23 protein-coding genes and 1 tRNA gene are annotated in these 19,283 nt (G+C 66.5%); 14 read left to right on the forward strand and 10 right to left on the reverse strand.

The window, feature by feature from the left end; genetic code table 11:
* Positions 1-50: 50 nt before the first annotated feature.
* The 3 genes from HMP09_RS00475 to HMP09_RS00485 form a co-directional block, all read right to left on the reverse strand.
* Complete coding sequence (locus HMP09_RS00475) at positions 51-554, reverse strand: ferritin-like domain-containing protein (protein ID WP_176498721.1); 504 nt, start codon at positions 552-554, stop codon at positions 51-53.
* 85 nt (positions 555-639) lie between these two features.
* On the reverse strand, positions 640-1,104 hold the full coding sequence (locus HMP09_RS00480; protein WP_176498722.1) for a hypothetical protein: 465 nt from the start codon (positions 1,102-1,104) through the stop codon (positions 640-642).
* A gap of 81 nt (positions 1,105-1,185) precedes the next feature.
* A complete protein-coding gene (locus HMP09_RS00485) occupies positions 1,186-2,358 on the reverse strand; it encodes a zinc-dependent alcohol dehydrogenase (RefSeq protein ID WP_176498723.1) in 1,173 nt (390 codons plus the stop codon).
* Positions 2,359-2,813: 455 nt separating this feature from the next.
* On the opposite strand from HMP09_RS00485, the gene HMP09_RS00490 reads away from it, so the two are divergent.
* Positions 2,814-3,560: an HAD family hydrolase gene (locus tag HMP09_RS00490; RefSeq protein ID WP_176498724.1), complete on the forward strand. Its 747-nt coding sequence runs from the start codon at positions 2,814-2,816 to the stop codon at positions 3,558-3,560.
* Positions 3,561-3,565: 5 nt separating this feature from the next.
* On the forward strand, positions 3,566-4,567 hold the full coding sequence (locus HMP09_RS00495) for an SDR family oxidoreductase (protein ID WP_176498725.1): 1,002 nt from the start codon (positions 3,566-3,568) through the stop codon (positions 4,565-4,567).
* Between the two features lie 13 nt (positions 4,568-4,580).
* Here the strand turns inward: HMP09_RS00495 and HMP09_RS00500 are convergent.
* The 3 genes from HMP09_RS00500 to HMP09_RS00510 all read right to left on the reverse strand — a co-directional run bounded on the left by HMP09_RS00500 (position 4,581) and on the right by HMP09_RS00510 (position 6,873).
* Positions 4,581-4,656 (reverse strand) — tRNA-Thr (locus HMP09_RS00500).
* Positions 4,657-4,688: 32 nt separating this feature from the next.
* Positions 4,689-5,561, reverse strand: a complete 873-nt coding sequence (locus HMP09_RS00505) for a hypothetical protein (RefSeq protein WP_176498726.1) — start codon at positions 5,559-5,561, stop codon at positions 4,689-4,691.
* Positions 5,554-6,873, reverse strand: a complete 1,320-nt coding sequence (locus HMP09_RS00510; RefSeq protein WP_176498727.1) for a replication-associated recombination protein A — start codon at positions 6,871-6,873, stop codon at positions 5,554-5,556. Before HMP09_RS00510 ends, HMP09_RS00505 begins: the two co-directional genes overlap by 8 nt.
* A gap of 245 nt (positions 6,874-7,118) precedes the next feature.
* Between HMP09_RS00510 and HMP09_RS18580 the strand changes: the two genes are divergently transcribed.
* Genes HMP09_RS18580 through HMP09_RS00520 form a run of 3 tightly spaced genes read left to right on the forward strand, consistent with a single transcriptional unit; the run spans position 7,119 to position 8,001 of the window.
* Complete coding sequence (locus HMP09_RS18580) at positions 7,119-7,262, forward strand: hypothetical protein (protein WP_332103252.1); 144 nt, start codon at positions 7,119-7,121, stop codon at positions 7,260-7,262.
* On the forward strand, positions 7,241-7,702 hold the full coding sequence (locus HMP09_RS00515) for a PadR family transcriptional regulator (RefSeq protein ID WP_332103253.1): 462 nt from the start codon (positions 7,241-7,243) through the stop codon (positions 7,700-7,702). Before HMP09_RS18580 ends, HMP09_RS00515 begins: the two co-directional genes overlap by 22 nt.
* On the forward strand, positions 7,699-8,001 hold the full coding sequence (locus HMP09_RS00520; RefSeq protein ID WP_176498729.1) for a DUF2218 domain-containing protein: 303 nt from the start codon (positions 7,699-7,701) through the stop codon (positions 7,999-8,001). The genes HMP09_RS00515 and HMP09_RS00520 overlap by 4 nt, the downstream gene beginning before the upstream one ends.
* Before the next feature lie 79 nt (positions 8,002-8,080).
* On the opposite strand, the gene HMP09_RS00525 is transcribed toward HMP09_RS00520, so the two are convergent.
* On the reverse strand, positions 8,081-9,232 hold the full coding sequence (locus HMP09_RS00525; RefSeq protein WP_176498730.1) for a glycosyltransferase family 4 protein: 1,152 nt from the start codon (positions 9,230-9,232) through the stop codon (positions 8,081-8,083).
* A gap of 120 nt (positions 9,233-9,352) precedes the next feature.
* On the opposite strand from HMP09_RS00525, the gene radA reads away from it, so the two are divergent.
* The 7 genes from radA (at position 9,353) to HMP09_RS00560 (ending at position 15,261) form a co-directional block, all read left to right on the forward strand.
* Positions 9,353-10,723 (forward strand): DNA repair protein RadA, encoded by a 1,371-nt coding sequence (gene radA / locus HMP09_RS00530; protein ID WP_176498731.1) that lies wholly within the window; start codon positions 9,353-9,355, stop codon positions 10,721-10,723.
* A 397-nt stretch (positions 10,724-11,120) separates the two neighbouring features.
* Positions 11,121-11,453, forward strand: coding sequence for a hypothetical protein (locus HMP09_RS00535; protein ID WP_176501486.1), 333 nt, complete (start codon positions 11,121-11,123; stop codon positions 11,451-11,453).
* Between the two features lie 57 nt (positions 11,454-11,510).
* Positions 11,511-12,071 carry a YkgJ family cysteine cluster protein gene (locus HMP09_RS00540; RefSeq protein ID WP_176498732.1) on the forward strand — a complete coding sequence of 187 codons (561 nt, stop codon included), beginning with the start codon at positions 11,511-11,513 and terminating at the stop codon, positions 12,069-12,071.
* Positions 12,072-12,177: 106 nt separating this feature from the next.
* The gene (locus HMP09_RS00545; RefSeq protein ID WP_176498733.1) at positions 12,178-12,744 is read left to right on the forward strand and encodes a CvpA family protein; all 567 of its coding nucleotides are present in this window, start codon (positions 12,178-12,180) and stop codon (positions 12,742-12,744) included.
* The gene (locus tag HMP09_RS00550) at positions 12,741-13,172 is read left to right on the forward strand and encodes an iron-sulfur cluster assembly scaffold protein (RefSeq protein ID WP_176498734.1); all 432 of its coding nucleotides are present in this window, start codon (positions 12,741-12,743) and stop codon (positions 13,170-13,172) included. Before HMP09_RS00545 ends, HMP09_RS00550 begins: the two co-directional genes overlap by 4 nt.
* The gene (locus HMP09_RS00555; RefSeq protein ID WP_176498735.1) at positions 13,172-14,935 is read left to right on the forward strand and encodes a cation:proton antiporter domain-containing protein; all 1,764 of its coding nucleotides are present in this window, start codon (positions 13,172-13,174) and stop codon (positions 14,933-14,935) included. Before HMP09_RS00550 ends, HMP09_RS00555 begins: the two co-directional genes overlap by 1 nt.
* Positions 14,932-15,261, forward strand: coding sequence for a DUF423 domain-containing protein (locus tag HMP09_RS00560; protein WP_176498736.1), 330 nt, complete (start codon positions 14,932-14,934; stop codon positions 15,259-15,261). Before HMP09_RS00555 ends, HMP09_RS00560 begins: the two co-directional genes overlap by 4 nt.
* A gap of 148 nt (positions 15,262-15,409) precedes the next feature.
* Here the strand turns inward: HMP09_RS00560 and HMP09_RS00565 are convergent, their stop codons facing one another.
* Genes HMP09_RS00565 through HMP09_RS00575 form a run of 3 tightly spaced genes read right to left on the reverse strand, consistent with a single transcriptional unit; the run spans position 15,410 to position 17,198 of the window.
* A complete protein-coding gene (locus HMP09_RS00565; RefSeq protein ID WP_176498737.1) occupies positions 15,410-15,550 on the reverse strand; it encodes a DUF2256 domain-containing protein in 141 nt (46 codons plus the stop codon).
* A complete protein-coding gene (gene aroB / locus HMP09_RS00570) occupies positions 15,550-16,650 on the reverse strand; it encodes a 3-dehydroquinate synthase (protein ID WP_176498738.1) in 1,101 nt (366 codons plus the stop codon). The genes HMP09_RS00565 and aroB overlap by 1 nt, the downstream gene beginning before the upstream one ends.
* Entirely contained in the window at positions 16,647-17,198 is a 552-nt protein-coding gene (locus HMP09_RS00575) for a shikimate kinase (RefSeq protein ID WP_176498739.1), read from the reverse strand. Before HMP09_RS00575 ends, aroB begins: the two co-directional genes overlap by 4 nt.
* Before the next feature lie 89 nt (positions 17,199-17,287).
* Here HMP09_RS00575 and HMP09_RS18510 point away from each other — a divergent pair, with 89 nt between their 5' ends.
* Both HMP09_RS18510 and HMP09_RS00580 read left to right on the forward strand, forming a co-directional pair.
* The gene (locus HMP09_RS18510) at positions 17,288-17,422 is read left to right on the forward strand and encodes a hypothetical protein (protein ID WP_269473577.1); all 135 of its coding nucleotides are present in this window, start codon (positions 17,288-17,290) and stop codon (positions 17,420-17,422) included.
* Positions 17,406-19,277 (forward strand): hypothetical protein, encoded by a 1,872-nt coding sequence (locus HMP09_RS00580; protein ID WP_332103254.1) that lies wholly within the window; start codon positions 17,406-17,408, stop codon positions 19,275-19,277. Before HMP09_RS18510 ends, HMP09_RS00580 begins: the two co-directional genes overlap by 17 nt.
* Positions 19,278-19,283 lie beyond the last annotated feature (6 nt).

Genomic DNA, 19,283 nt, shown 5'->3' on the forward strand with positions numbered 1-19,283 from the left:
CGTGTAGCCGGATCAAGTCCCGCCGGCGTGACGCCGGCGGGTTAGGGGTCTTATTCGTCTTCGGCGTCGATGTTGACGCTCGTCTCGGCGAGCTTCGTCATATATTCGTCGCCGCCATAGATGTCCTTGGTAGCGGCGCTCAGCATCTTGTGGTCGTCCTTAAGACCCAGCGCCTTGGCGTAGGCGGTGGCGGTGCCGAACCCGGCAATCCCGTAATGCGTCATCCGCTGATACTGCGCGATGATCATCACATCGAGCAGCGGACCCTTCTCGGGACCTTCCTCGAGAACATGCTTGGTCGCTTCGGCGACAAGGCCTTCCATGCCCTTGCAATGCTCCTTCGACACCTTCTCGTCGTTCGATGCGATCAGGTCCTTCAGCAGATCGGTGTGCTTCTCGATATCCGCCTGCGACTTGGTCAGCATCTCCTTCAGCGATGCGTCGCTCGCCTTCGACGTGATCTTCTTCAAGACCTTCTTCATCTGGTCGTTGGCGGACCACAGGTCCTTCAGCTCGTCAGTGTAGATTTCCTGGAGATCTTCGGGTGCAGACATAGGATCGTCCTTGTGCATCCACCGTGCGGAATGCGCGGCGGCTGGTTTTTGAATTTCCGAATTGCAAACGCGCGATACGCCGAACTCAGCCGGCGCCGGGCTGCTTCTGCTCGTCTTCATAGTCGGCGTCGGTACCGATCTTGCCGTTGGCCTCCGCCTCGGCGATGCCCGACGTCTCGACGACATCGATCGTGCGACCCTCGGCTGCGATCGCATGCGGTTCGCGATCGGCATCCGGGTCGGCGGCGATCGTCGTGCCGTCACCGCCACCCGAACCGGCAACGCCGTTGCCCGCGTTGCCACCGTCTTCGCCGGCCTGGCCACCGCCGTGATATGCGATGTCGCTCTGCCCACCATGCGCCATGAAACCGGTGTTCGTCTCGGTCTTGCCGGCATGTGGGTTGGGATAGGCGCCCCCACCGCTCTCGCCGCCTTCGCTGCGGCCGTGAACGCCGGAGCCATCGTTGCCGCGCGGCGCGTCCGAGACACCGTCCGGTGCGCCCTTGCTGGCGGGGTTGCCGGGAACGGGAGTATGAACCTTGTCACTCATCGGTACGTCCTTCTGAATGTAGCGGATCAAAATAAGGCCGCCACGGTCCGCTCGAATGAAGCGGACCGGGGCGGGGCGGGGTTACGGCCGCAGCACGACCTTGATGACGCCGTCCTGCTTGTCGCGGAACTTCTGGTACATCTCGGGCGCATCCTCGAGGCTGGCCGGATGCGTCACAACGAAGCTCGGATCGATATCGCCTGCCTCGATCCGCGCGAGCAGCGGCTTGGTATAGGCCTGGACGTGGGTCTGACCGGTCTTGATCGTCAGCCCCTTGTTCATCATCGCGCCGATCGGAATCTTGTCGCCCATCCCGACATAGACGCCGGGGATCGACACCGTGCCACCCATCCGGCAGCTCATGATCGCTTCGCGCAGGACGTGCACGCGGTCGGTAGCGAGGAACGTAGCCGCCTTCACCTTGTCGATCACCGCATCGACGGCGCCATGACCCGAAGCCTCGGCGCCCACGGCGTCGATGCAGCTGTCCGGACCGCGGCCCTTGGTGCGGAACTGCAACTCGTCATAGACGCTGTCGACCTCGGCGAAGTTGATCGTCTCCGCGCCGCCTGCCTCGGCCATCGCCAGCCGCTCGGGCACCTCGTCGATCGCGATCACGCGGCCTGCGCCAAGCATCAGCGCCGAGCGGATCGCGAACTGGCCGACCGGACCGCAGCCCCAGATCGCGACGGTATCGCCCTCCTCGATGTTGGCATTCTCTGCGGCCGTATAGCCGGTCGGGAAGATGTCCGACAGGAACAGTGCCTGATCGTCAGTGACGTTGTCGGGCACCTTGATCGGGCCGATATCGGCCATCGGCACGCGCAGATATTCCGCCTGGCCACCGCAATAGCCGCCGAGCATGTGGCTGAACCCGAACAGGCCGGCAGGCGAATGGCCCATCGCCTTGATCGCCATCTCCGCATTCGGATTGGTCCGCTCGCACGCCGAGAACAGTCCCTTGCGGCAGAAGAAGCAATCGCCGCAGCTGATCGTGAAGGGCACGACGACCCGGTCGCCGATCTTCAAGTTGGTGACTTCGGAGCCAAGTGCGACGACGACGCCCATATTCTCGTGGCCGAGAATGTCGCCCGCCTGCATCGTCGGCTGATATCCGTCGAGCAGATGAAGGTCCGACCCGCAGATCGCACAGGCCGAGACCTTGATGATCGCATCGCGCGGATGCTTGATCTCGGGATCTGCGACCGTATCGACCCGAACATCGCCTTTTCCATGCCAAACCAGTGCACGCATCAGAAAGTCTCCGTCATAGAAGTATGATACTATTACTCATGCACGCCGCGACATTTCACCAGACACGATAAGGAAAGGGCACAAATGCCGCCCGATCATCATCAACACTATGCCTGTGTCCGCGAAGTCTCGACTGCAACGCTTCCACGTCACCGCCGTCAGCGCGAGCGTATCTTGGGGGGTATAGCGATTTGAACGGCGTCATCGTTCCTGATTTGCGCCAATATCTGCCAATTATATTTCATATTGATCGGTATCAGTAACGACTAACGTAAACTGAATTGTCCTGACGAAGCAAAAATCCATGTGTCGTAACGACTTGTCGGATTTTAGCCTCGTGCGACCTTGTTACGGATGCTTTGATTTGCGCGTGCGGCCGCAGATCGCTTGCGAAGTTTGCGCAGGCCGGGGCCAATTCGCGGAGTGGACCGTTAGGACGCTATCGCACGCTGCCGATGCCGTTCGACCGCCCCGCCTGCAATGGCACGGCGGCGTTCCGCCCGGTGGATACACGACTTCAGGTCCGGGATAGCCTCATGCAGATCAAAGCCATTCTCTTCGATATCGACGGTACGCTGGTCGACACCAACGACATGCACGTCCTCGCCTGGGAGGAGGCGTTCGCGACCGTCGGCGCGTCGTTCGACCGTCAGGCGATCCACGACCAGATCGGCAAGGGGACCGACATGCTCGTGCCGACGCTGTTGCCCGACGCAGACGAGGATCAGCAGGAAAAGCTCGGTGACAAGCACGGCGCGATCTTCAAGGCGAAATACCTGGAGACCGCCACGCCGTTCGCGCAAGCACATGATCTGTTGGCGCACGCGCACGGCCTCGGCCAGCGGGTCGTGTTGGCATCATCCGCGTCGGCAGCGGAACTCGAGCATTATATCGATCTGCTCGATGCGCGCGCGCTGATCGCCACGACGACGAGCAGCGACGACGTCGAGAAGACCAAGCCCGCACCGGACATCTTCGCGACCGCGCTCAAGAAACTGTCGGGGATCGACGCTGCCGACGTGATCGTCGTCGGCGACACGCCCTATGATATCGAGGCCGCGGCCAAATGCGGGATTGCCGCGGTCGCCGTGCGATCGGGCAAGTTCGAGGACGAGCAGCTACGCTCCGCAGGTGCGATCGCGATCTACGACGATGTGGCGGCCTTGCTCGCCGACTACGCAACCTCACCGCTGGGACGCTGAACACCATGGCCATCACTCTGAAGCCCCTCCGCGATCAGGTCATCGTCGTCACCGGCGCGACCAGCGGCAACGGCCTCGCGACCGTCGAGGAGGCCGTGCGACGCGGTGCCGCGGTCGTCGCGACCGCGCGTAACGACGCCGCGCTGGAGGCACTGCGCGATCGGCTGTCGGCCGACGGCGGACGCATCGCGATCTGCGCCGCGGACGTCAGCGACATGGCCGCGGTCGAGCGGGTCGCCGCCGTCGCGGTCGCGGCGTTCGGCGGCTTCGACAGCTGGGTCAACAATGCCGGCACAGGGACGTACGGCACGCTCGAGCAAGTGCCGCTCGCGGATCACCGCCGCGTGTTCGACGTCAATTATTTCGGTTTGCTCCACGGGTCGCTGGTCGCGGCGCGGCATCTGCGGGGGCGGGGTGGCGCGATCGTGAACGTCGGCTCGATCCTCAGCAACCGCGCGATCGTCGAGCAGGGGCCGTATTGCGCGACCAAGCATGCGGTGCAGGCGCTGACCGATACGCTGCGGATGGAACTGGAGCAGGAAGGGGCCGACATCTCGGTCACGCTCATCAAGCCGGGCGCGATCGATACGCCGTTTCCCGAGCATGCGCGCAATTTCATGGACCAGCCGCCACGCCTGCCGCCGCCGCTCTACGCGCCTTCGGTCGTCGCCGACGCGGTATTGTTCGCCTGCGAGACCCCGCGCCGGACGCTCTACGCTGGAGGCGCGGGCTTCCTGTCCTCGGTCCTCTCGCGCGCGACGCCGCGGCTGAGCGACAAGATTATGGAACTGGTCGGCACGGTCGCGCAGCAAAAGCCGGACGATCCAGGCGACCCGGCACGCCGCGACAATCTCTATGCGCCGCGCGTCGATGCGTTGCGCGGAAGCCAGGACGTCCACGCCCGCACATCGAGCACGGTCTTGCAGGCACAGAAAATTCACCCCGCGGTCCTGGTGCTCGGTGTCCTGGGTGCCGGTATCGCCGTGGCGCTCAGCCGACCGAAGTGATGGCGAAGGGCAGTGGTGCCGGTTGCAGGAATCGAACCCGCGACATCCAGTTTACAAAACTGGCGCTCTACCAACTGAGCTAAACCGGCCCGGTGCGCGTCAGGCGTAATCGCCCAATGCTTCAAGAAACGCCGAAGGTCCAGCCCTCGGTTTGCGCGATGTGCGATGTCATCGCGGCCGGGCGCCAGAGTTCGGGGCGATCGGCGTTCGCGCGGAGCCAGGCGGCGGTGAGGATCGCGTCGGTTGAGTGGTCATCGTAGCGGGCGAGCGGCTGGTGCGGCGCACTGCCGAGGTTCACGAGCGCCGTATCCAACGCGGCGGCGTCGCGCATCTTGCTGAGCCCCTTGCGGATGCCGGCGGCGCGGGCGGCGATGGTGGTATAGATTTCGACGATCACCGGACCTGCGGGAGGGAGCGGATCGAACGGCCAGATCGGCACGCGCCCCGCGAGGCGGTGAAGGACCCGCATTCCGGTGAGGCTCGATTTGCCGACCTGAGACGCACCGACGAGGTTGAAGCAGCTCGTCGGGGACAGCCCCATCGCGCGCTGGCCGTGCTCGCAGACGCGCATGCGTCCTGCGCCACCGGGGAACAGGTCGCCGCAATCGCGGTGCTGACGGAAGTGGCGGCGGATCTCGGGGTCGCTGAGCAGGCTGGAGACGGCGAGATGCGGATCGGTCGCGGAGGCGTCGTCGACCATCTTCCACAGCGTACGGGCATCGGACGGGCTGTCGGGCGCACCGGGGAAATATCCGCCTTCGTCGACGAACGGGAAGGCGGGTGAAAGGTCGAGCCCGATGAGCATCGGCCTATCCTGGTCGAGCAACCAGTCTCGGACATCCTCGCGCGACCATGCGCCGCCGCCCGACGGGGCGACCAACATCGGCGCGCCGCCCCCTGTCTCGCAGACTGCGACCGCGATGCCCTTGTGACGATGCCCCTGCGCACCGGACCAGTCGATCGCGGCGAACCTCGTGAAGCGGGGTTCAGCCATTCTTCTCGGCGCGCAAGGCATCCCAATAGGCGAGCCGCTCGGACAGCCGCTTCTCGAACCCGCGTTCGGTCGGCGTATAGAAGGTCTGCGGGCTCATTTCGTCGGGCCAGTAATCCGACCCTGAAAACGCGTCCTCGGCATCATGGTCGTATGCATAGCCCTTGCCGTAGCCGATATCGCGCATGAGCTTGGTCGGCGCGTTGCGGATCGACGCGGGCGGCATCAGCGAGCCGGTCTCGCGCGCCGATTTCCAGGCGGCCTTCTGTGCCTTGTATACCGCGTTCGATTTGGGCGCGGTGGCGAGATAGACGCAGGCCTGCGCGATCGCGAGCTCACCCTCGGGGCTGCCGAGAAAGTCGTAGGTGTCCTTGGCGGCGATGCACTGGACCAGCGCCTGCGGGTCGGCGAGGCCGATATCCTCGACTGCGGCGCGCGTGAGGCGACGGAGCAGGAAGAGCGGTTCCTCGCCCGCCGTCAGCATCCGTGCGAGGTAATAAAGTGCGGCTTGCGGATCGCTCCCGCGGATCGATTTGTGGAGCGCGGAGATGAGGTTGTAATGCCCCTCGCGATCCTTGTCGTACACCGCGACGCGGCGTTGCAGGAAATTCGACAGGCCTGCGGGATCGAGCGGTTCGGGCAGGTTGACCGAGAACAGCGTCTCCGCCTGGTTGAGCAGGAAGCGACCATCGCCGTCGGCGCTGGCGATCAGCGCATCCTTGGCGGGCGGGGTCAGGGGGAGGGGGCGGTCCATCTCCGCCTCCGCGCGGTCGAGCAGCTGTTCGAGCGCACCGCGACCGAGGCGTTCGAGGATCAGCACCTGCGCGCGGCTGAGCAAGGCGGCGTTGAGTTCGAACGACGGATTCTCGGTGGTCGCGCCGACCAGCGTTACCGTGCCGTCCTCGACATAGGGGAGGAAACCGTCCTGTTGCGCGCGGTTGAAACGGTGGATTTCGTCCACGAACAACAAGGTGCGCTTGCCGATCTTGGCGTGCTCGCGCGCCTCGGCGAACGACTTTTTGAGATCCGCCACGCCGGAGAACACCGCCGAGATCGCGACGAACCTGAGGTCGACCGCGTCGGCGAGCAATCGCGCGATGGTGGTCTTGCCGGTGCCGGGGGGACCCCACAGGATGATCGACGACAGACGACCCGCCGACACCATCCGCCCGATCGCGCCTTCGGGGCCGGTGATGTGGTCCTGCCCAACCACCTCGCTGAGCGTGCGCGGACGCAGGCGGTCGGCGAGCGGTGCGTTTTCGGGATGCGTTTCGGTGGGGGCGGCGGGTTCGAAGCCCGCGAAGAGGTCTGCCATGAGGCGAAGATAGGGGCGGGGGGCCGGTTTGCCCATCCGTGCGCAGTCCTCCTTCGCCGCAGAAGACTGGACGCCCTCGACTAGAACCAGAGACCGTAGCCCGCAAACTACCAAGATATATCTCAACGCATCTTGACGGATGTCAGCGAAGATATATCTTAGAGCCGTCTTGATACATAAAGGAAAACGAATGTTTGATATGAACGGCCGCGGATGCGGCTCACGGGGTGGGGCAGGTTGGCAGCATGAGTTTCATGCGATGCGCGATCAAATTCGGGAAGCAGTGCACGGCGCTCACCGTCATCATGGCCGTCATGGCGGCGGAGGCGGGGGCGGCGGAGGCAGTGGGGGCGGACGCAGTCGGCGGATGTTCGACGGCGGCGAGTTGAAGCTCGTCCTCTTGAAGCTGATCGCCGATGCACCGCGCCACGGCTACGACTTGATCCGCGAGATCGAGACGATGACCGGCGGCGCCTATGCGCCGAGCCCGGGCGTGGTCTACCCGACGCTCACGTTGCTCGACGAAATGAACCTGATCGGCGAGCAGCAGTCGGAAGGCGCCAAGAAGCGCTTCGCCGCGACCGACGAGGGCCGTGCCTATATCGAGGAGAACGCGGACGTCGTGGTGATGCTGATGGAGCGGCTGACCGGCCTTGCCGCCGAGAATGATCGCGTGGCCTGGAACCGGTCGCCGGTGCGTCGCGCCATGGGCAATCTGCGTGAGGCGATCCAGGGTCGCGTGCCGAAGGGCGAGACCAGCGACGACACGATCTTCGAGATCGTCGCGCTGATCGACGAGGTCGCGCAGAAGATCGAGCGCTTGAAGTGAGCGTCTCGGCAAACGTCTCGGTCGCACGCGTGCCGACGCATTCGGCCAGCAAGTATCTCCAGCAACTGGCCAAGCACTGGAGCCACAAGATGGAGGTGACGTTCTCGGAAGAAGAGGGACGCATCGCCTTCCCGAACGGCGCGGTGCTGGAGATGCGTGCGGACAGCGAGACGCTCGACGTCGCGCTGACGGTGCCGGAGGGCGAGGATGTCGAGCGGATGCGCACGGTGGTGTCGAGCCATCTCGACCGCTTCGCCTTCCGCGAGGCGCCGCTGACGTTCGATTGGGCGGCTGTCTGAGGGGGGACGCCGTCTTGCGGTCCGGGGCGCCGCGTTGGACTGGTCCTGTCCCATCCGGCGCGCCTTACCCCCTACAGCGCTACTCGCTGCGGCGCGCCATCACTGCCAGATAGGTGTCGAGCACGGTCTGGTTGATCACGTCCCAGCGATAGCCTGCGGCCTTGGCATGGCCGGCGCTGCCCATCGCGTGGCGCAGGCCAGGCTCGGCGACGATCCGGCCGATCGCGTCGGCATAGCCGGCGATGTCGGTGGGCGGCACCAGGAACCCGGTCCGGCCGTCGTCGATCAGGTCGATCGCGCCGGTCGCGCGCGCGGCGACGACGGGAACGCTCGCCGCCATCGCCTCCAACGTGACGTTGCCGAACGTCTCGGTGACGCTGGGGTTGAAGAACACGTCCATCGACGCGACCGCACGACCGAGCGCGTCGCCCGACTGGAAGCCGGTGAACACCGCTTCGGGGACACGCTCGGCGAACCAGTCTCGCGCCGGGCCTTCGCCGATCACGACGACACGGTGGCGGACGCCGCGGCGGCGCAGCTCGGTCAGTACGTCGGCAAAGACGTCGAGGCCCTTTTCCTTCACCAGCCGGCCCAGGAAGCCGACGACCATCTCGTCATCGGCGATGCCGAGCGACCGCCGCCAAGCCAGATCGCGCCGGGCCGGGTTGAACCGGTCGTGATCGATTCCGCGCGACCAGATGCCGATCGACGACGTCACGCCCCAGCCGCGCAGCAGCTCGGCCATGCTGGGTGAGGGAACGACGACCTCGTCGACCCGGTTGTAGAAGCGCGTAAGCCGCTTTTTCGCGAGCGGCTCCAGGAAGCCCATCTTGTAATAGCGGAAATAGGTCTCGAACCGGGTGTGGAACGAGGCGACCGTCGCAATGCCGCGGCTGCGGGCATAGGCGGCCGCGGCGTGGCCGAGAAATTCGGGCGCGGAGACATGGACGATGTTGGGCGCAAACGCATCGATGTCGCGGCGCACGCGCGGCGTGATGCCCAGCGCGACGCGATATTCGCCACGACCGCCGACCAGCGGGATCGCGGGCACGTCGACCAGATCGCCGATCGCCGGGAAGGCGGGCTTGGCGACGGTCGGCGAATAGACGCGGACCTGCACGCCGCGCGACAACAGGTGCCCGACAAGCAGGTTCAGCGACTGGTTCGCGCCGTCGCGGACATAGTTATAATTGCCGCTGAACAGGGCCACACGGAGATCGGTCGGCTGCATCCTCCGGGCGGATAGCGCCGCACGTGGACAAGCGCCAGACAATCCGGCCGCGCGCGCTTTGCCGGGCCGATCCGGGCGAACGATGTTCCCTTATCGTTCCTGCTGGGCTAAGCCGCCGCCATGGCGAAACCCCAGAAGCGTTACGTGTGTCAGGCTTGCGGATCGGTGTCGCATCGGTGGGCGGGGCAATGCAGCGATTGCAACGAGTGGAACACGCTGGTCGAGGAGGCGAACACCGCCGCCACGCCGTTCCATTCGAAGCATAATCTGCAGACCGGCGGCCGCGCGATCCAGCTCGTCGGGCTCGACGCCGAGATCAAGCTGCCCGACCGGATGGCGACGGGCATCGCCGAACTCGATCGGGCGCTGGGCGGCGGCTTCGTCGAGGGATCGGCGACGCTGATCGGTGGCGATCCCGGCATCGGCAAGTCGACGCTGCTGTTGCAGGCGGCCGCGAAGATGGCGCTGGCGGGCCAGTCGGTCGCCTATGTCTCGGGCGAGGAAGCGGCGGATCAGGTGCGGCTGCGTGCGCGACGGCTGGGGCTGGGCAATGCACCGGTGCAGCTCGCGGCGGCGACCTCGACGCGCGACATCCTGACGACGTTGCAGGCGCAGCCGCCGGCGATGCTGGTGATCGATTCGATCCAGACGATGCACTCCGACCTGATCGAGGGCGCGCCGGGTACGGTCAGCCAGGTGCGGGCATCGGCGCAGGAGCTTATCCGGTTCGCCAAGGAGCGCGGCACGGCCGTGGTGCTGGTCGGGCATGTGACGAAGGACGGCTCGATCGCGGGGCCTCGCGTGCTCGAGCATATGGTCGACACGGTGCTGTCGTTCGAGGGCGAGCGCAGCCACCAATACCGTATCCTGCGCGCGATCAAGAACCGCTTTGGCGGTACCGACGAGATCGGCGTGTTCTCGATGCAGACCGAAGGGTTGGCGGAGGTCGGCAACCCGTCATCGCTGTTCCTGACGCACCGCGATGACGCGATGACCGGCGCGACGGTGTTCCCGGCGCTGGAGGGGACGCGGCCGGTGCTGGTCGAGATCCAGGCGCTGACCGTTCGCCTGGCGTCGGGGGCGACCCCGAGGCGGGCGGTGGTCGGCTGGGATTCGGGGCGGCTCGCGATGATCCTGGCGGTACTGGAGGCGCGGTGTGGGCTGAGCTTTTCCAACGCCGAGGTCTATCTCAACATTGCCGGCGGCTACCGCGTGCAGGATCCGGCGGCCGACCTGGCGGTGGCGGCGGCGCTGATCTCTGCGATGTCGGAACGCCCGGTGCCGGTCGACGCGGTGGCGTTCGGCGAGGTCGCGTTGTCGGGCGAGATCCGCCCGGTCGCGCATGGCCCCTTGCGGTTGAAGGAATCGAGCAAGCTCGGTTTCGAACGCGCGCTGGTCCCGGCGTCTATGACGGGCGAGAAGAGCGGGATGAAGCTGTCGGGCTTCAAGACGCTGGCGTCGTTCGTCGACCATATGATGGGGCGAGGGTAGACGCGCAAAATCCTGTTTCCCCGCGAAGGCGGGGACCCAGACTGGCTCCTGCCTTCTTTAGAGAACAAGGTAGCGTTGGTGACTGTGTTGGCCGTGCGTCCCTGGCGATGGGGATGGCTTGCGTTCTGCTCAGCGTACCGCGCCATCGGCGACGTGTTCGGCACTGATACTAAAAAGGGGAAAACCCACCCCGGCGAAGGCCGGGGCCCAGTTGGAGAGGTCGCTGTGACTGCGCGCGGCGGTAGTCGGCAGCGTCTCCCAACTGGACCCCGGCCTCCGCCGGGGCGGGGCGGTGAAGGCTTTTGTCGAACCCCAGCTATCGAACCGAGCGCAACGGCATCGTGGAGGGCAAGTCCGGCCAAGCGCCGAACGCATGGCCTCGCGCGCCAGCCATGCTATGGCCCCCGGCATGGCGAACACTAAAAGCAATACCGGCACCGTCGAGGTCGATGGCACCCGATACGATTGGAACCTCGAGCGCGAGCCGCAGCACACGGATGCCGATGGTTGGAAGGGCATGACGATCTCGCTGTTGCAGGAAGACGCCAAACGGGAAGCCCTGCTCGAGTTCCCCGCGCCGAAACGCCTGTTGAAGGGGCTGCCGCGCAGGCGACTCCAGATCGACGATGCGACGATCTCCCGCGGCGTGCGGGCTGCCTTGCAGGCGGGATGGGAGCCGATGTCGCGCGGCAAGCCGATGGTCTTCACGGTGGATTCCGAGGGCAATTGAGCCTTGGATCGGCGTGATACCGCTCCATCGATCCCGGTAGAGGAACGGCCGGCGTCGATGCGGCCCCAGGCCGACGTGGAAACCATGCTGCTGGGGCCGGTCCTTGCCGATCGGGCCTGCGGCGACTGCGCTATATGTTGTACCGAGCTGACGGTGGACACGCCCGAGTTCGCCAAGCCTGCTGGAACGCCGTGCATCCATCTCTGCGAACGCGGGTGCGGTATCCACGCGGTTCGCCCGCGCATCTGCCGGACGTGGTTCTGCGCCTGGCGGCGGGTCGCGAGCCTGCCCGACGAGGCCCGGCCCGACCGGTCCGGGCTTCTCGTCTCGCTCAATTTCGTGAACGAACCGCAGAATTGCTTCGAAGGCGTCTCGATCCATGTCCGCGTGCTCGCGGGCAGCGACGCGATCGCGAACGGCATGGCGGCGACCGTGTTGGACAGCGTGTGCGACCAGCTGGTCCCGGTCTGGTTCAGTGACGGATCGAAGAAAATGCTGATGCATCCCGACAATGACGTTGCCGGCTTCGTGCTATCGGGAGATCCCGCGCCCGGCCATCTGCATGAGGAAGTCGCCGCGTGGCGCGAACGCTACGGTGTGTTCGGGCCGAACCGCTAGGGTGGTACTTCCGCTGGCCAAGGAACGCCAGGGGATTGCCAGCTCTGCGCGCGCAAGTCGCAGCGCGCACTAGCGGTTCGGCCCCCGCATCCCTATTCCAGACGGCATGAACCTTTCCGCCCTAGACATCGTCGTCCTGCTTGCCGTCGCCGGGTCCGCGGTGCTCGGGCTGCTCCGCGGGTTCGTCACCGAAGTGCTGTCGATGTTCGCCTGGGTCGCGATGGTCGCGATGCTGAAGCTGTTCCACATTCCGCTTGCCGCCGCGCTGTCGCCGATGATCGGGACCGTGGGGGGAGCCGCGGTGCTTGCGTTCGCGATCATCACCGGCGTCACCTATATCGGCGGCCGCCTCGTCGCCAACGCGATCGGTGCGCGGACGCGGACGTCGATTCTCGGCCCCGTCGACCGTGCGCTCGGCTTCGGGTTCGGTGCGCTCAAAGGCCTTATCCTCGCGAGCCTCGTCTTCCTGCTCGCCACGCTCGTCATCGACACGATGAGCGGCGGACCGTCGCGGCGCCCGGAATGGATGACCAAGTCGCGCACCTATCCCCTGCTCAACGCGACCAGCGCCGGGATCGCCGATTTCGTCGACCGCCGCCGCCGTGGGCAGCCCGTCTTCGGCGCCCGAACGCCACCCTCCCGATCCGATTCAGCAAGCGAGCCGAAGCCATGAGCGCGCCCCTCTACAACGCCGAGATCCTGCGCCTTGCCGCGACGATCCCGCATCACGAACGCCTTCCTCAACCGATGGCGACCGCCGAGAAGCGCTCGCCGATCTGCGGCAGCCGCGTGACGATCGACGTCGCGGTCGACGACCAGGGCCGGGTCAACGAGGTCGGCCTGTTGGTCCGCGCCTGCGCCTTAGGGCAGGCGTCGTCGTCGTTGCTCGCCGCCAACATCCTGGGCCGCACCCCCGCCGAACTCGCCGCGACGCGCGACGCGTTGACCGCATGGCTTGCGCGCGAGGGCGAGGCGCCTGATTGGCCGGGGATGGATATCTTCACCCCCGCGCTCGACTATACCGCGCGCCACCCCTCCATCCGGCTCGCGTTCGAAGCGGCCGCCGAGGCTGCCGACACCGCTGCAAAGGCGAAGGTCTGATGGCGGAGGGCACGGCACCGTCGCTGCTGCGCGACGGCGTCGTCTTGCTCGGGTTCGGGCTGATGTTCGTTCTGCTGTTTCGTCGGCTCGGGCTGGGCGCGACGCTGGGGTATCTTGTCGCCGGCGCCGTCGTCGGGCCGCATGTGCTCGGCTTGGTCGGCGATGCGGAATCCAAGCTCGGGTTCGCCGAACTCGGCATCACGCTCCTGCTGTTCATCGTCGGCCTCGAACTCAATCCGACACGATTGTGGAGGATGAAGGAGGAGATCTTCGGGCTCGGCCTGCTCCAGGTTGCGATCTGCGGGCTTGCGATCACCGCGATCGTCTGGGTCGGCGCGAAGTTCTCGCTCCCCGCCGCGCTCGCGCTCGGGCTCCCGCTCGCGCTCTCGTCGACGGCACAGGTCCTGCCGATGCTGCGCTCGTCCGGCCGGATGAAGACGCCGTTCGGCGAGCGCGCCTTCTCGATCCTGCTGTTCCAGGATCTCTCGATCGTCCCGCTGATCACGATCGTCGCGGCGATGAGCCGCAACCCCGCCGACGCCAACGCGCCTCCCGGCTGGCTGCTGGCGATCTACACCGTTCTTGCCGTCGTCGGGCTGGTCGTCGCCGGCCGCTTTCTGCTTCGTCCGTTCTTCCGCCTGATCGGCAATCTCGGCGAGCGCGAGATGTTCGTGTTCGCCGGGCTGTTCACGGTGATCGCCAGCGCGGCGATCATGGAATGGCTCGGGCTGTCGACGGCGCTCGGCGCGTTCATCGCCGGCGTGATGCTCGCCGACAGCCCGTATCGGCATGAACTGGAGGCCGATGTCGAGCCGTTCCGCTCGATCCTGCTCGGGCTGTTCTTTCTCGCGGTGGGCATGGTGCTCGATCTGGGCGCGATCGCCGAACGCCCGCTGTTCGTCATGGCGATGGCCGCCGCGCTGATCCTCACCAAGACCGGCGTCATCATGCTGATCGGCATGGCGTTCAAGATGACGTGGCGACAGGCGTTCGCGCTCGGCCTGTTGCTGAGCCAAGGCGGCGAGTTCGGCTTCGTGCTGTTCGCGCAGGCGCAGGCGGGGCTGTTGATCGAGCCTCAGGCGGCCAGCCAGTTCGGCGCGATCATCACGCTGTCGATGGCGACGACGCCGTTCCTGATGGGAATCACGCGGCGCTTCCGGACCGAACCCGTCGCCAAGGACCAGGAACGCGATGGGCCGAAGACCGACGGGGCGAATGCGATCATCGTGGGCTATGGACGGTTCGGCCAGACGGTCGGCCAGATGCTGCTCGCGCAGGATATCCCCGTGACGCTGATCGACACCGATATCGAGATGATCGATATCGCCGGCGAGTTCGGCGCGAAGGTTTATTATGGCGACGGCACGAGGCTCGACCTGCTGCGGCAGGCGGGGGCGGCGGAGGCGGAGATCATCTGCTTCTGCATGGACGGCGACCAACTCGATCCAGCCACGATCGAGGGGGTCCACGAGGCGTTTCCAAAGGCCGCGATCTATGTCCGCGCGTTCGATCGGCGCGCGCTGGTGAAACTGAAGAACACGTCCGCGACCGCGGTGGTGCGCGAAGTGCTCGAGTCCGCGGTGAAGATGGCGCGGCTGGCGCTGCGCGGACTGGACGTGTCGCCGACCGATATCGATCGTGCCGAGGAGCAATATCGCGCGCGCGACAAGGAGCGGTTGCAGCTCCAGATCGATTCGGGCGACATGCGTGCGGCGCGGGCCGAGACCGCCAAGCGCTTTCCCTGGGGGAATGACTCGCAATGATCATCGCCATTCTCGCAGCGCTCTCAGGCGCGATCGCCGTCGCCGCGGGGGCGTTCGGTGCCCACGGCGCCAGTGGATCGGCGGCGGAGTGGCTCAAGACGGGGGCGCAGTATCAGTTGGTCCATATCGTCGCCGCACTGGTCGCGATCAGGATGGAGGCACGAGGGCCGGCATGGCTGTTCGTGATCGGCGCGGCGATCTTCGCACTGACGTTGTACGCGATGGCGCTGGGCGCACCGCGCTGGTTCGGCGCGATCACGCCGATCGGGGGCGCGCTGTTGATTGCCGGCTGGCTGTGGCTCGCGTGGAGTGCCGCCCGGACCTGACCCTGGCGGTGTACATTCCTCCCCCGCCAGGGGGAGGTGTCGCCGAAGGTGACGGAGGGGGAGGAACGCGCAATCGCGGTTGTCGCGTACCGCCCCCTCCGTCTGGCAAGCGCCAGCCACCTCCCCCTGGCGGGGGAGGATGGCACGATCAGCGCTTCTTCCGGCAGGCGTCGGAGCAGTAGATCACGCTGTCCCAGTCGCGTGCCCATTTCTTGCGCCACGTGAATGGCCGCTCGCACGCCGGACACACTTTGGTCGGCAGGTTCTGCTTGGAGACACCGTTCGGCATCAGCGGGGCCTTGCGTCGAGGAAGGTTTCGACGTCGGCGAGCTCGACCGTCTTGTCGAGATACGTCTGCCCGATTCCGCGCGCGAGCAGGAAGGGTAGCGTGCCGGCCGCCATCTTCTTGTCGTGCCGCATGTGATCGACGAGGCGCGCCCCGCCAGCGCCGATCTTCGCCGCCGCCAGACCGTCCGGCAGGCCGACAGCGCACCAATGCGCCGCGACACGCTCCGCATCCTGCCCCGAGCAGATTCCTTGCGCCGCGGAGAAGCCGAACGCCAGCGAACAGCCCGCCGCGACACCCTCGCCGTGAATCAACGCCTGCGAGAAGCCGGTCTCGGCTTCCAGCGCGTGACCAAAGGTATGCCCGAGGTTGAGCAACGCCCGCGTTCCGTTCGTCTCATGCTCGTCCGCCGCGACGATCCGCGCCTTGGCCGAAACGCTGTGCGCGATCGCATATTCGCGGAGGGCCAGGTCGCCAGCCAGCAACGCCGCGCCGTTGGCCTCGCACCATTCGAAGAACGCTAAATCGTCAATGAGCCCGTATTTCACGACCTCCGCATAGCCTGCGCGCAGCTCGCGGATCGGCAGCGTGTCGAGCACCTGGGGGTCAATCAGCACCATCATCGGCTGATGAAACGCGCCGATCAGGTTCTTGCCGGCGCGCGTGTTGATCGCGGTCTTGCCGCCGACCGAGCTGTCGACCTGTGCGAGCAGGCTCGTCGGGATCTGGACGAAATTGCAGCCGCGCTTGAGAATCGAGCAGGCGAACCCGACCAGGTCCCCCATCACGCCGCCACCCAGCGCGACGACGTGATCGCCGCGCTCGACGCCGAGTTCGAGCAACCGGTCGCACAGCCTCTCCAGCGTCGCCCAGCTCTTGCTGCCCTCGCCCGGCGGCAGCACGATTGCCTCGGACGCGATTCTCGCCGCCGTCAGCGACGCCTGCAGGGTCGCGAGGTGGACCGACAGATTCTCGTCGGTGACGATCGCCACGCGGCGCGTGCCGGCGAGTGGCGCGAGATGGTCGCCCGCCCTTGCGAGAATTCCCGCCTCGACATGGATCGGGTAGGTCCGCGCACCCAGTTCGACGGTAACGGTCTTCATCGGCCAAGCGCCCTCAGGATAGCGGCGACGGTCGCTTCGTGCGGCGTCTTGTTGCTGACAATATGGATGTGCGCCTGCGCGTAGATCGGGTTGCGCACGCGCGCCAGTTCGGCGAGCACCTTGCCCGGATCGCGGTTGCGCAGAAGCGGCCGCGTATCGCGCCGCCCGACGCGTTCGACCAGGATGTCAGGGTGTGCGCTGAGCCACACCGACACCGCATCACGCAGGATCAGCGCGCGCGTGTCGTCGTTGATGAACGCACCGCCGCCCGTCGCGATGATCTTCGGCGTGCCGTCGATGAGCCGCGCGATCACGCGGCGTTCGCCGTCGCGGAAATACTCTTCACCGTATTTCGCGAAGATCTCGGCGACGGTCATGCCCGACGCCGCCTCGATCTCATGGTCGGCATCGACGAACGGCAGGTTCATGCGCAGCGCGAGGCGGCGGCCGACGGTGGTCTTGCCGACGCCCATCAGCCCGACGAGCACGATCGGGCGATCGATCGGGGCAGGGCGGCGACCGCCGGAAGGGTTGTGGCTTTGCAACATCGTAGCCCGCGCTATACAGCGGCTCCGCGCGAGGGCAAAAGCTCTTGGCGCGCGATATTATTGCCCCGTTCACTACAAGGTTACGTCGTATGCCCCGTTTCATCGTCTCGGTCGTCGTCGTTCTTGTGGTCGTGGTCGGCGGCCTGTTCCTGCTGGCAGGGCGTGCGACCGAGCGTCCGCAGAGCCGCGTCGAAAAGGCTGTGACGCTTGCGAACCTCTCTTAAGGCGACGCTCGCGGCGACTGTCGCCGCCTGCGTTCTGGTCGGGACCGGTGCGATCGCACTGGCGCCGGCGATCGGTCAGGATCGCCCCGAATCGATCCTGCCGCCCGGGTTCGGCGATCCGACGCCCACGCCTGCTCCGCGACCTGCACCGCCCGCCGGTACCCAGCCGCCGCGTCCGGGCAGTCCGTCGCAGCCGACGCCTTCGCAGCCGCTCCCGTCGCAGACGGGGGCTGCACCCGCACAACCGGGAGCGATGATCCAGCCGCTGCCGGCGACGACCGCTGCCAATGCCGTGCCCGTGGCACCCGGTGCCACCCCGGCGCCCGTCGATCCGGCACTTCTGGCGCGCTACGAGATGCCCGAATCGGCACGGCGGTCGCTGGCGACGGTCGGCCCGGTGACGCCGCGCGACGGTGGGCTGGAGACCGACGCGTTCGGTGAGGCTGACGGCCAATATGTCGAGACGCTGATGCGCCGCCTCACTGCGCCGCTGCCATCGCGCTGGATGTCGATCCTGCTGCGGCGCGCGCTGGTGTCGCGCGTCGATACGCCGACCCGGACCAACGGCGCGGACTTTGCCGCCGAACGTGCGTGGTTGCTGCTCAGGATGGGCGAATCGACTGCTGCGCGGGCGGTCACGCAGAGCGTCGATACCGACAATTATACGCCGAAACTCTACCAGGTGGCGATGAATGCGGCGCTTGCGTCGGGCGATCCAGCCGGCTTGTGCCCGCTGGTTGCTGGCGCGATGCGCTACGCACCGGCGCGCGGCTGGACGATGGCGCAGGCGATGTGCGCCGGCCTGTCGGGCAATCCCGCACAGGCGACCCCGTTGATCGCGACCGCCAAGCGTCGCAACGTCGCGAGCGGCGTCGACCTGCTGCTCGCGCAAAAGGTCGTGGGTGCGGGCGCGCAGGGACGTCAGGCCGTAACGATCGAGTGGGACGGCGTCGACCAGTTGACCGCGTGGCGGTTCGGGCTGGCGATGGCGACCGGCGTGGCCGTCCCCGACGACTTGTATGCGAGCGCCGGTCCTCAGGTGCGATACTGGCAGGCCTTGTCGCCGTCGGTTCCGCTCGGTGTCCGGCTGGCCCCTGCGGAGTCCGCGGCGGGGCAGGGCGTGCTCTCCAGCGCAGCGTTGGTCGATCTCTATGCGGCGGCATCGACCGACGACGATACGCAGAGCACCGCGACTGCGACGGCCAACGACCTCCAGACGGCGTATGCCGATCGCAGTCCCGATGCGCGGCTGAATGCGCTCCGTCAGTTGTGGGGCGGGGCCGACGCGCGACCGTCCTATTCGCGCCTCGTGCTGACGGCGCGGGCGGCGGCACGGATGAATCCGGCGCTGGCGAAGGTCGAAGCCGATCATCTGGTGGCGTCGATGCTGTCCGCCGGGCTCGATCGTACCGCCGCGCGATGGCTCGGTACGGTACCCGCCGGTGGGGACGCGTGGGCGATGATCATGCTCAGCGATCCCGACGCCTATCGCCGGCTGAGCTATTCCGATCTCGCCTCCTATTCGGGCGGCGAAGGTGATTCGGCCTTGAAACAGCGCATGCTGTTCGCCGGCCTCGCAGGGCTGGGGCGCCTCGATCAGGGCGATATCGAGCGCGCGGCGCAGTCGCTCGGCGTTCGTGTCGGCGCGGAGAATGCTTGGACCCGCGCGCTCGATCGCGCCGCGCGCGACGGGCAGGCGGGTACGGTCGTCGTGCTCGCCGCGATCGGCATGCAGGCTGCGAACTGGAAGGACATTCCTCCGGAAGCACTGTACCGCATCGTCGGCGCGCTCCGCGGCGTCGGTCTCGATGGCGAGGCGCGGATGATCGCGGCCGAGGCGATCGCGCGCGCGTGACTCACG

Source organism: Sphingomonas sp. HMP9 (genome assembly GCF_013374115.1).
Taxonomy (GTDB): Bacteria; Pseudomonadota; Alphaproteobacteria; order Sphingomonadales; family Sphingomonadaceae; genus Sphingomonas.

Bases quoted from the DNA above. Each gene is read 5' to 3' on its own strand.
- HMP09_RS00475 (WP_176498721.1), bottom strand. From the start codon at position 554: ATGTCTGCACCCGAAGATCTCCAGGAAATCTACACTGACGAGCTGAAG.
- HMP09_RS00480 (WP_176498722.1), bottom strand. From the start codon at position 1,104: ATGAGTGACAAGGTTCATACTCCCGTTCCCGGCAACCCCGCCAGCAAG.
- HMP09_RS00485 (WP_176498723.1), bottom strand. From the start codon at position 2,358: ATGCGTGCACTGGTTTGGCATGGAAAAGGCGATGTTCGGGTCGATACG.
- HMP09_RS00490 (WP_176498724.1), top strand. From the start codon at position 2,814: ATGCCGTTCGACCGCCCCGCCTGCAATGGCACGGCGGCGTTCCGCCCG.
- HMP09_RS00495 (WP_176498725.1), top strand. From the start codon at position 3,566: ATGGCCATCACTCTGAAGCCCCTCCGCGATCAGGTCATCGTCGTCACC.
- HMP09_RS00505 (WP_176498726.1), bottom strand. From the start codon at position 5,561: ATGGCTGAACCCCGCTTCACGAGGTTCGCCGCGATCGACTGGTCCGGT.
- HMP09_RS00510 (WP_176498727.1), bottom strand. From the start codon at position 6,873: ATGGCAGACCTCTTCGCGGGCTTCGAACCCGCCGCCCCCACCGAAACG.
- HMP09_RS18580 (WP_332103252.1), top strand. From the start codon at position 7,119: ATGAGTTTCATGCGATGCGCGATCAAATTCGGGAAGCAGTGCACGGCG.
- HMP09_RS00515 (WP_332103253.1), top strand. From the start codon at position 7,241: ATGTTCGACGGCGGCGAGTTGAAGCTCGTCCTCTTGAAGCTGATCGCC.
- HMP09_RS00525 (WP_176498730.1), bottom strand. From the start codon at position 9,232: ATGCAGCCGACCGATCTCCGTGTGGCCCTGTTCAGCGGCAATTATAAC.
- radA (WP_176498731.1), top strand. From the start codon at position 9,353: ATGGCGAAACCCCAGAAGCGTTACGTGTGTCAGGCTTGCGGATCGGTG.
- HMP09_RS00535 (WP_176501486.1), top strand. From the start codon at position 11,121: ATGGCCCCCGGCATGGCGAACACTAAAAGCAATACCGGCACCGTCGAG.
- HMP09_RS00540 (WP_176498732.1), top strand. From the start codon at position 11,511: ATGCGGCCCCAGGCCGACGTGGAAACCATGCTGCTGGGGCCGGTCCTT.
- HMP09_RS00545 (WP_176498733.1), top strand. From the start codon at position 12,178: ATGAACCTTTCCGCCCTAGACATCGTCGTCCTGCTTGCCGTCGCCGGG.
- HMP09_RS00550 (WP_176498734.1), top strand. From the start codon at position 12,741: ATGAGCGCGCCCCTCTACAACGCCGAGATCCTGCGCCTTGCCGCGACG.
- HMP09_RS00555 (WP_176498735.1), top strand. From the start codon at position 13,172: ATGGCGGAGGGCACGGCACCGTCGCTGCTGCGCGACGGCGTCGTCTTG.
- HMP09_RS00560 (WP_176498736.1), top strand. From the start codon at position 14,932: ATGATCATCGCCATTCTCGCAGCGCTCTCAGGCGCGATCGCCGTCGCC.
- HMP09_RS00565 (WP_176498737.1), bottom strand. From the start codon at position 15,550: ATGCCGAACGGTGTCTCCAAGCAGAACCTGCCGACCAAAGTGTGTCCG.
- aroB (WP_176498738.1), bottom strand. From the start codon at position 16,650: ATGAAGACCGTTACCGTCGAACTGGGTGCGCGGACCTACCCGATCCAT.
- HMP09_RS00575 (WP_176498739.1), bottom strand. From the start codon at position 17,198: ATGTTGCAAAGCCACAACCCTTCCGGCGGTCGCCGCCCTGCCCCGATC.
- HMP09_RS18510 (WP_269473577.1), top strand. From the start codon at position 17,288: ATGCCCCGTTTCATCGTCTCGGTCGTCGTCGTTCTTGTGGTCGTGGTC.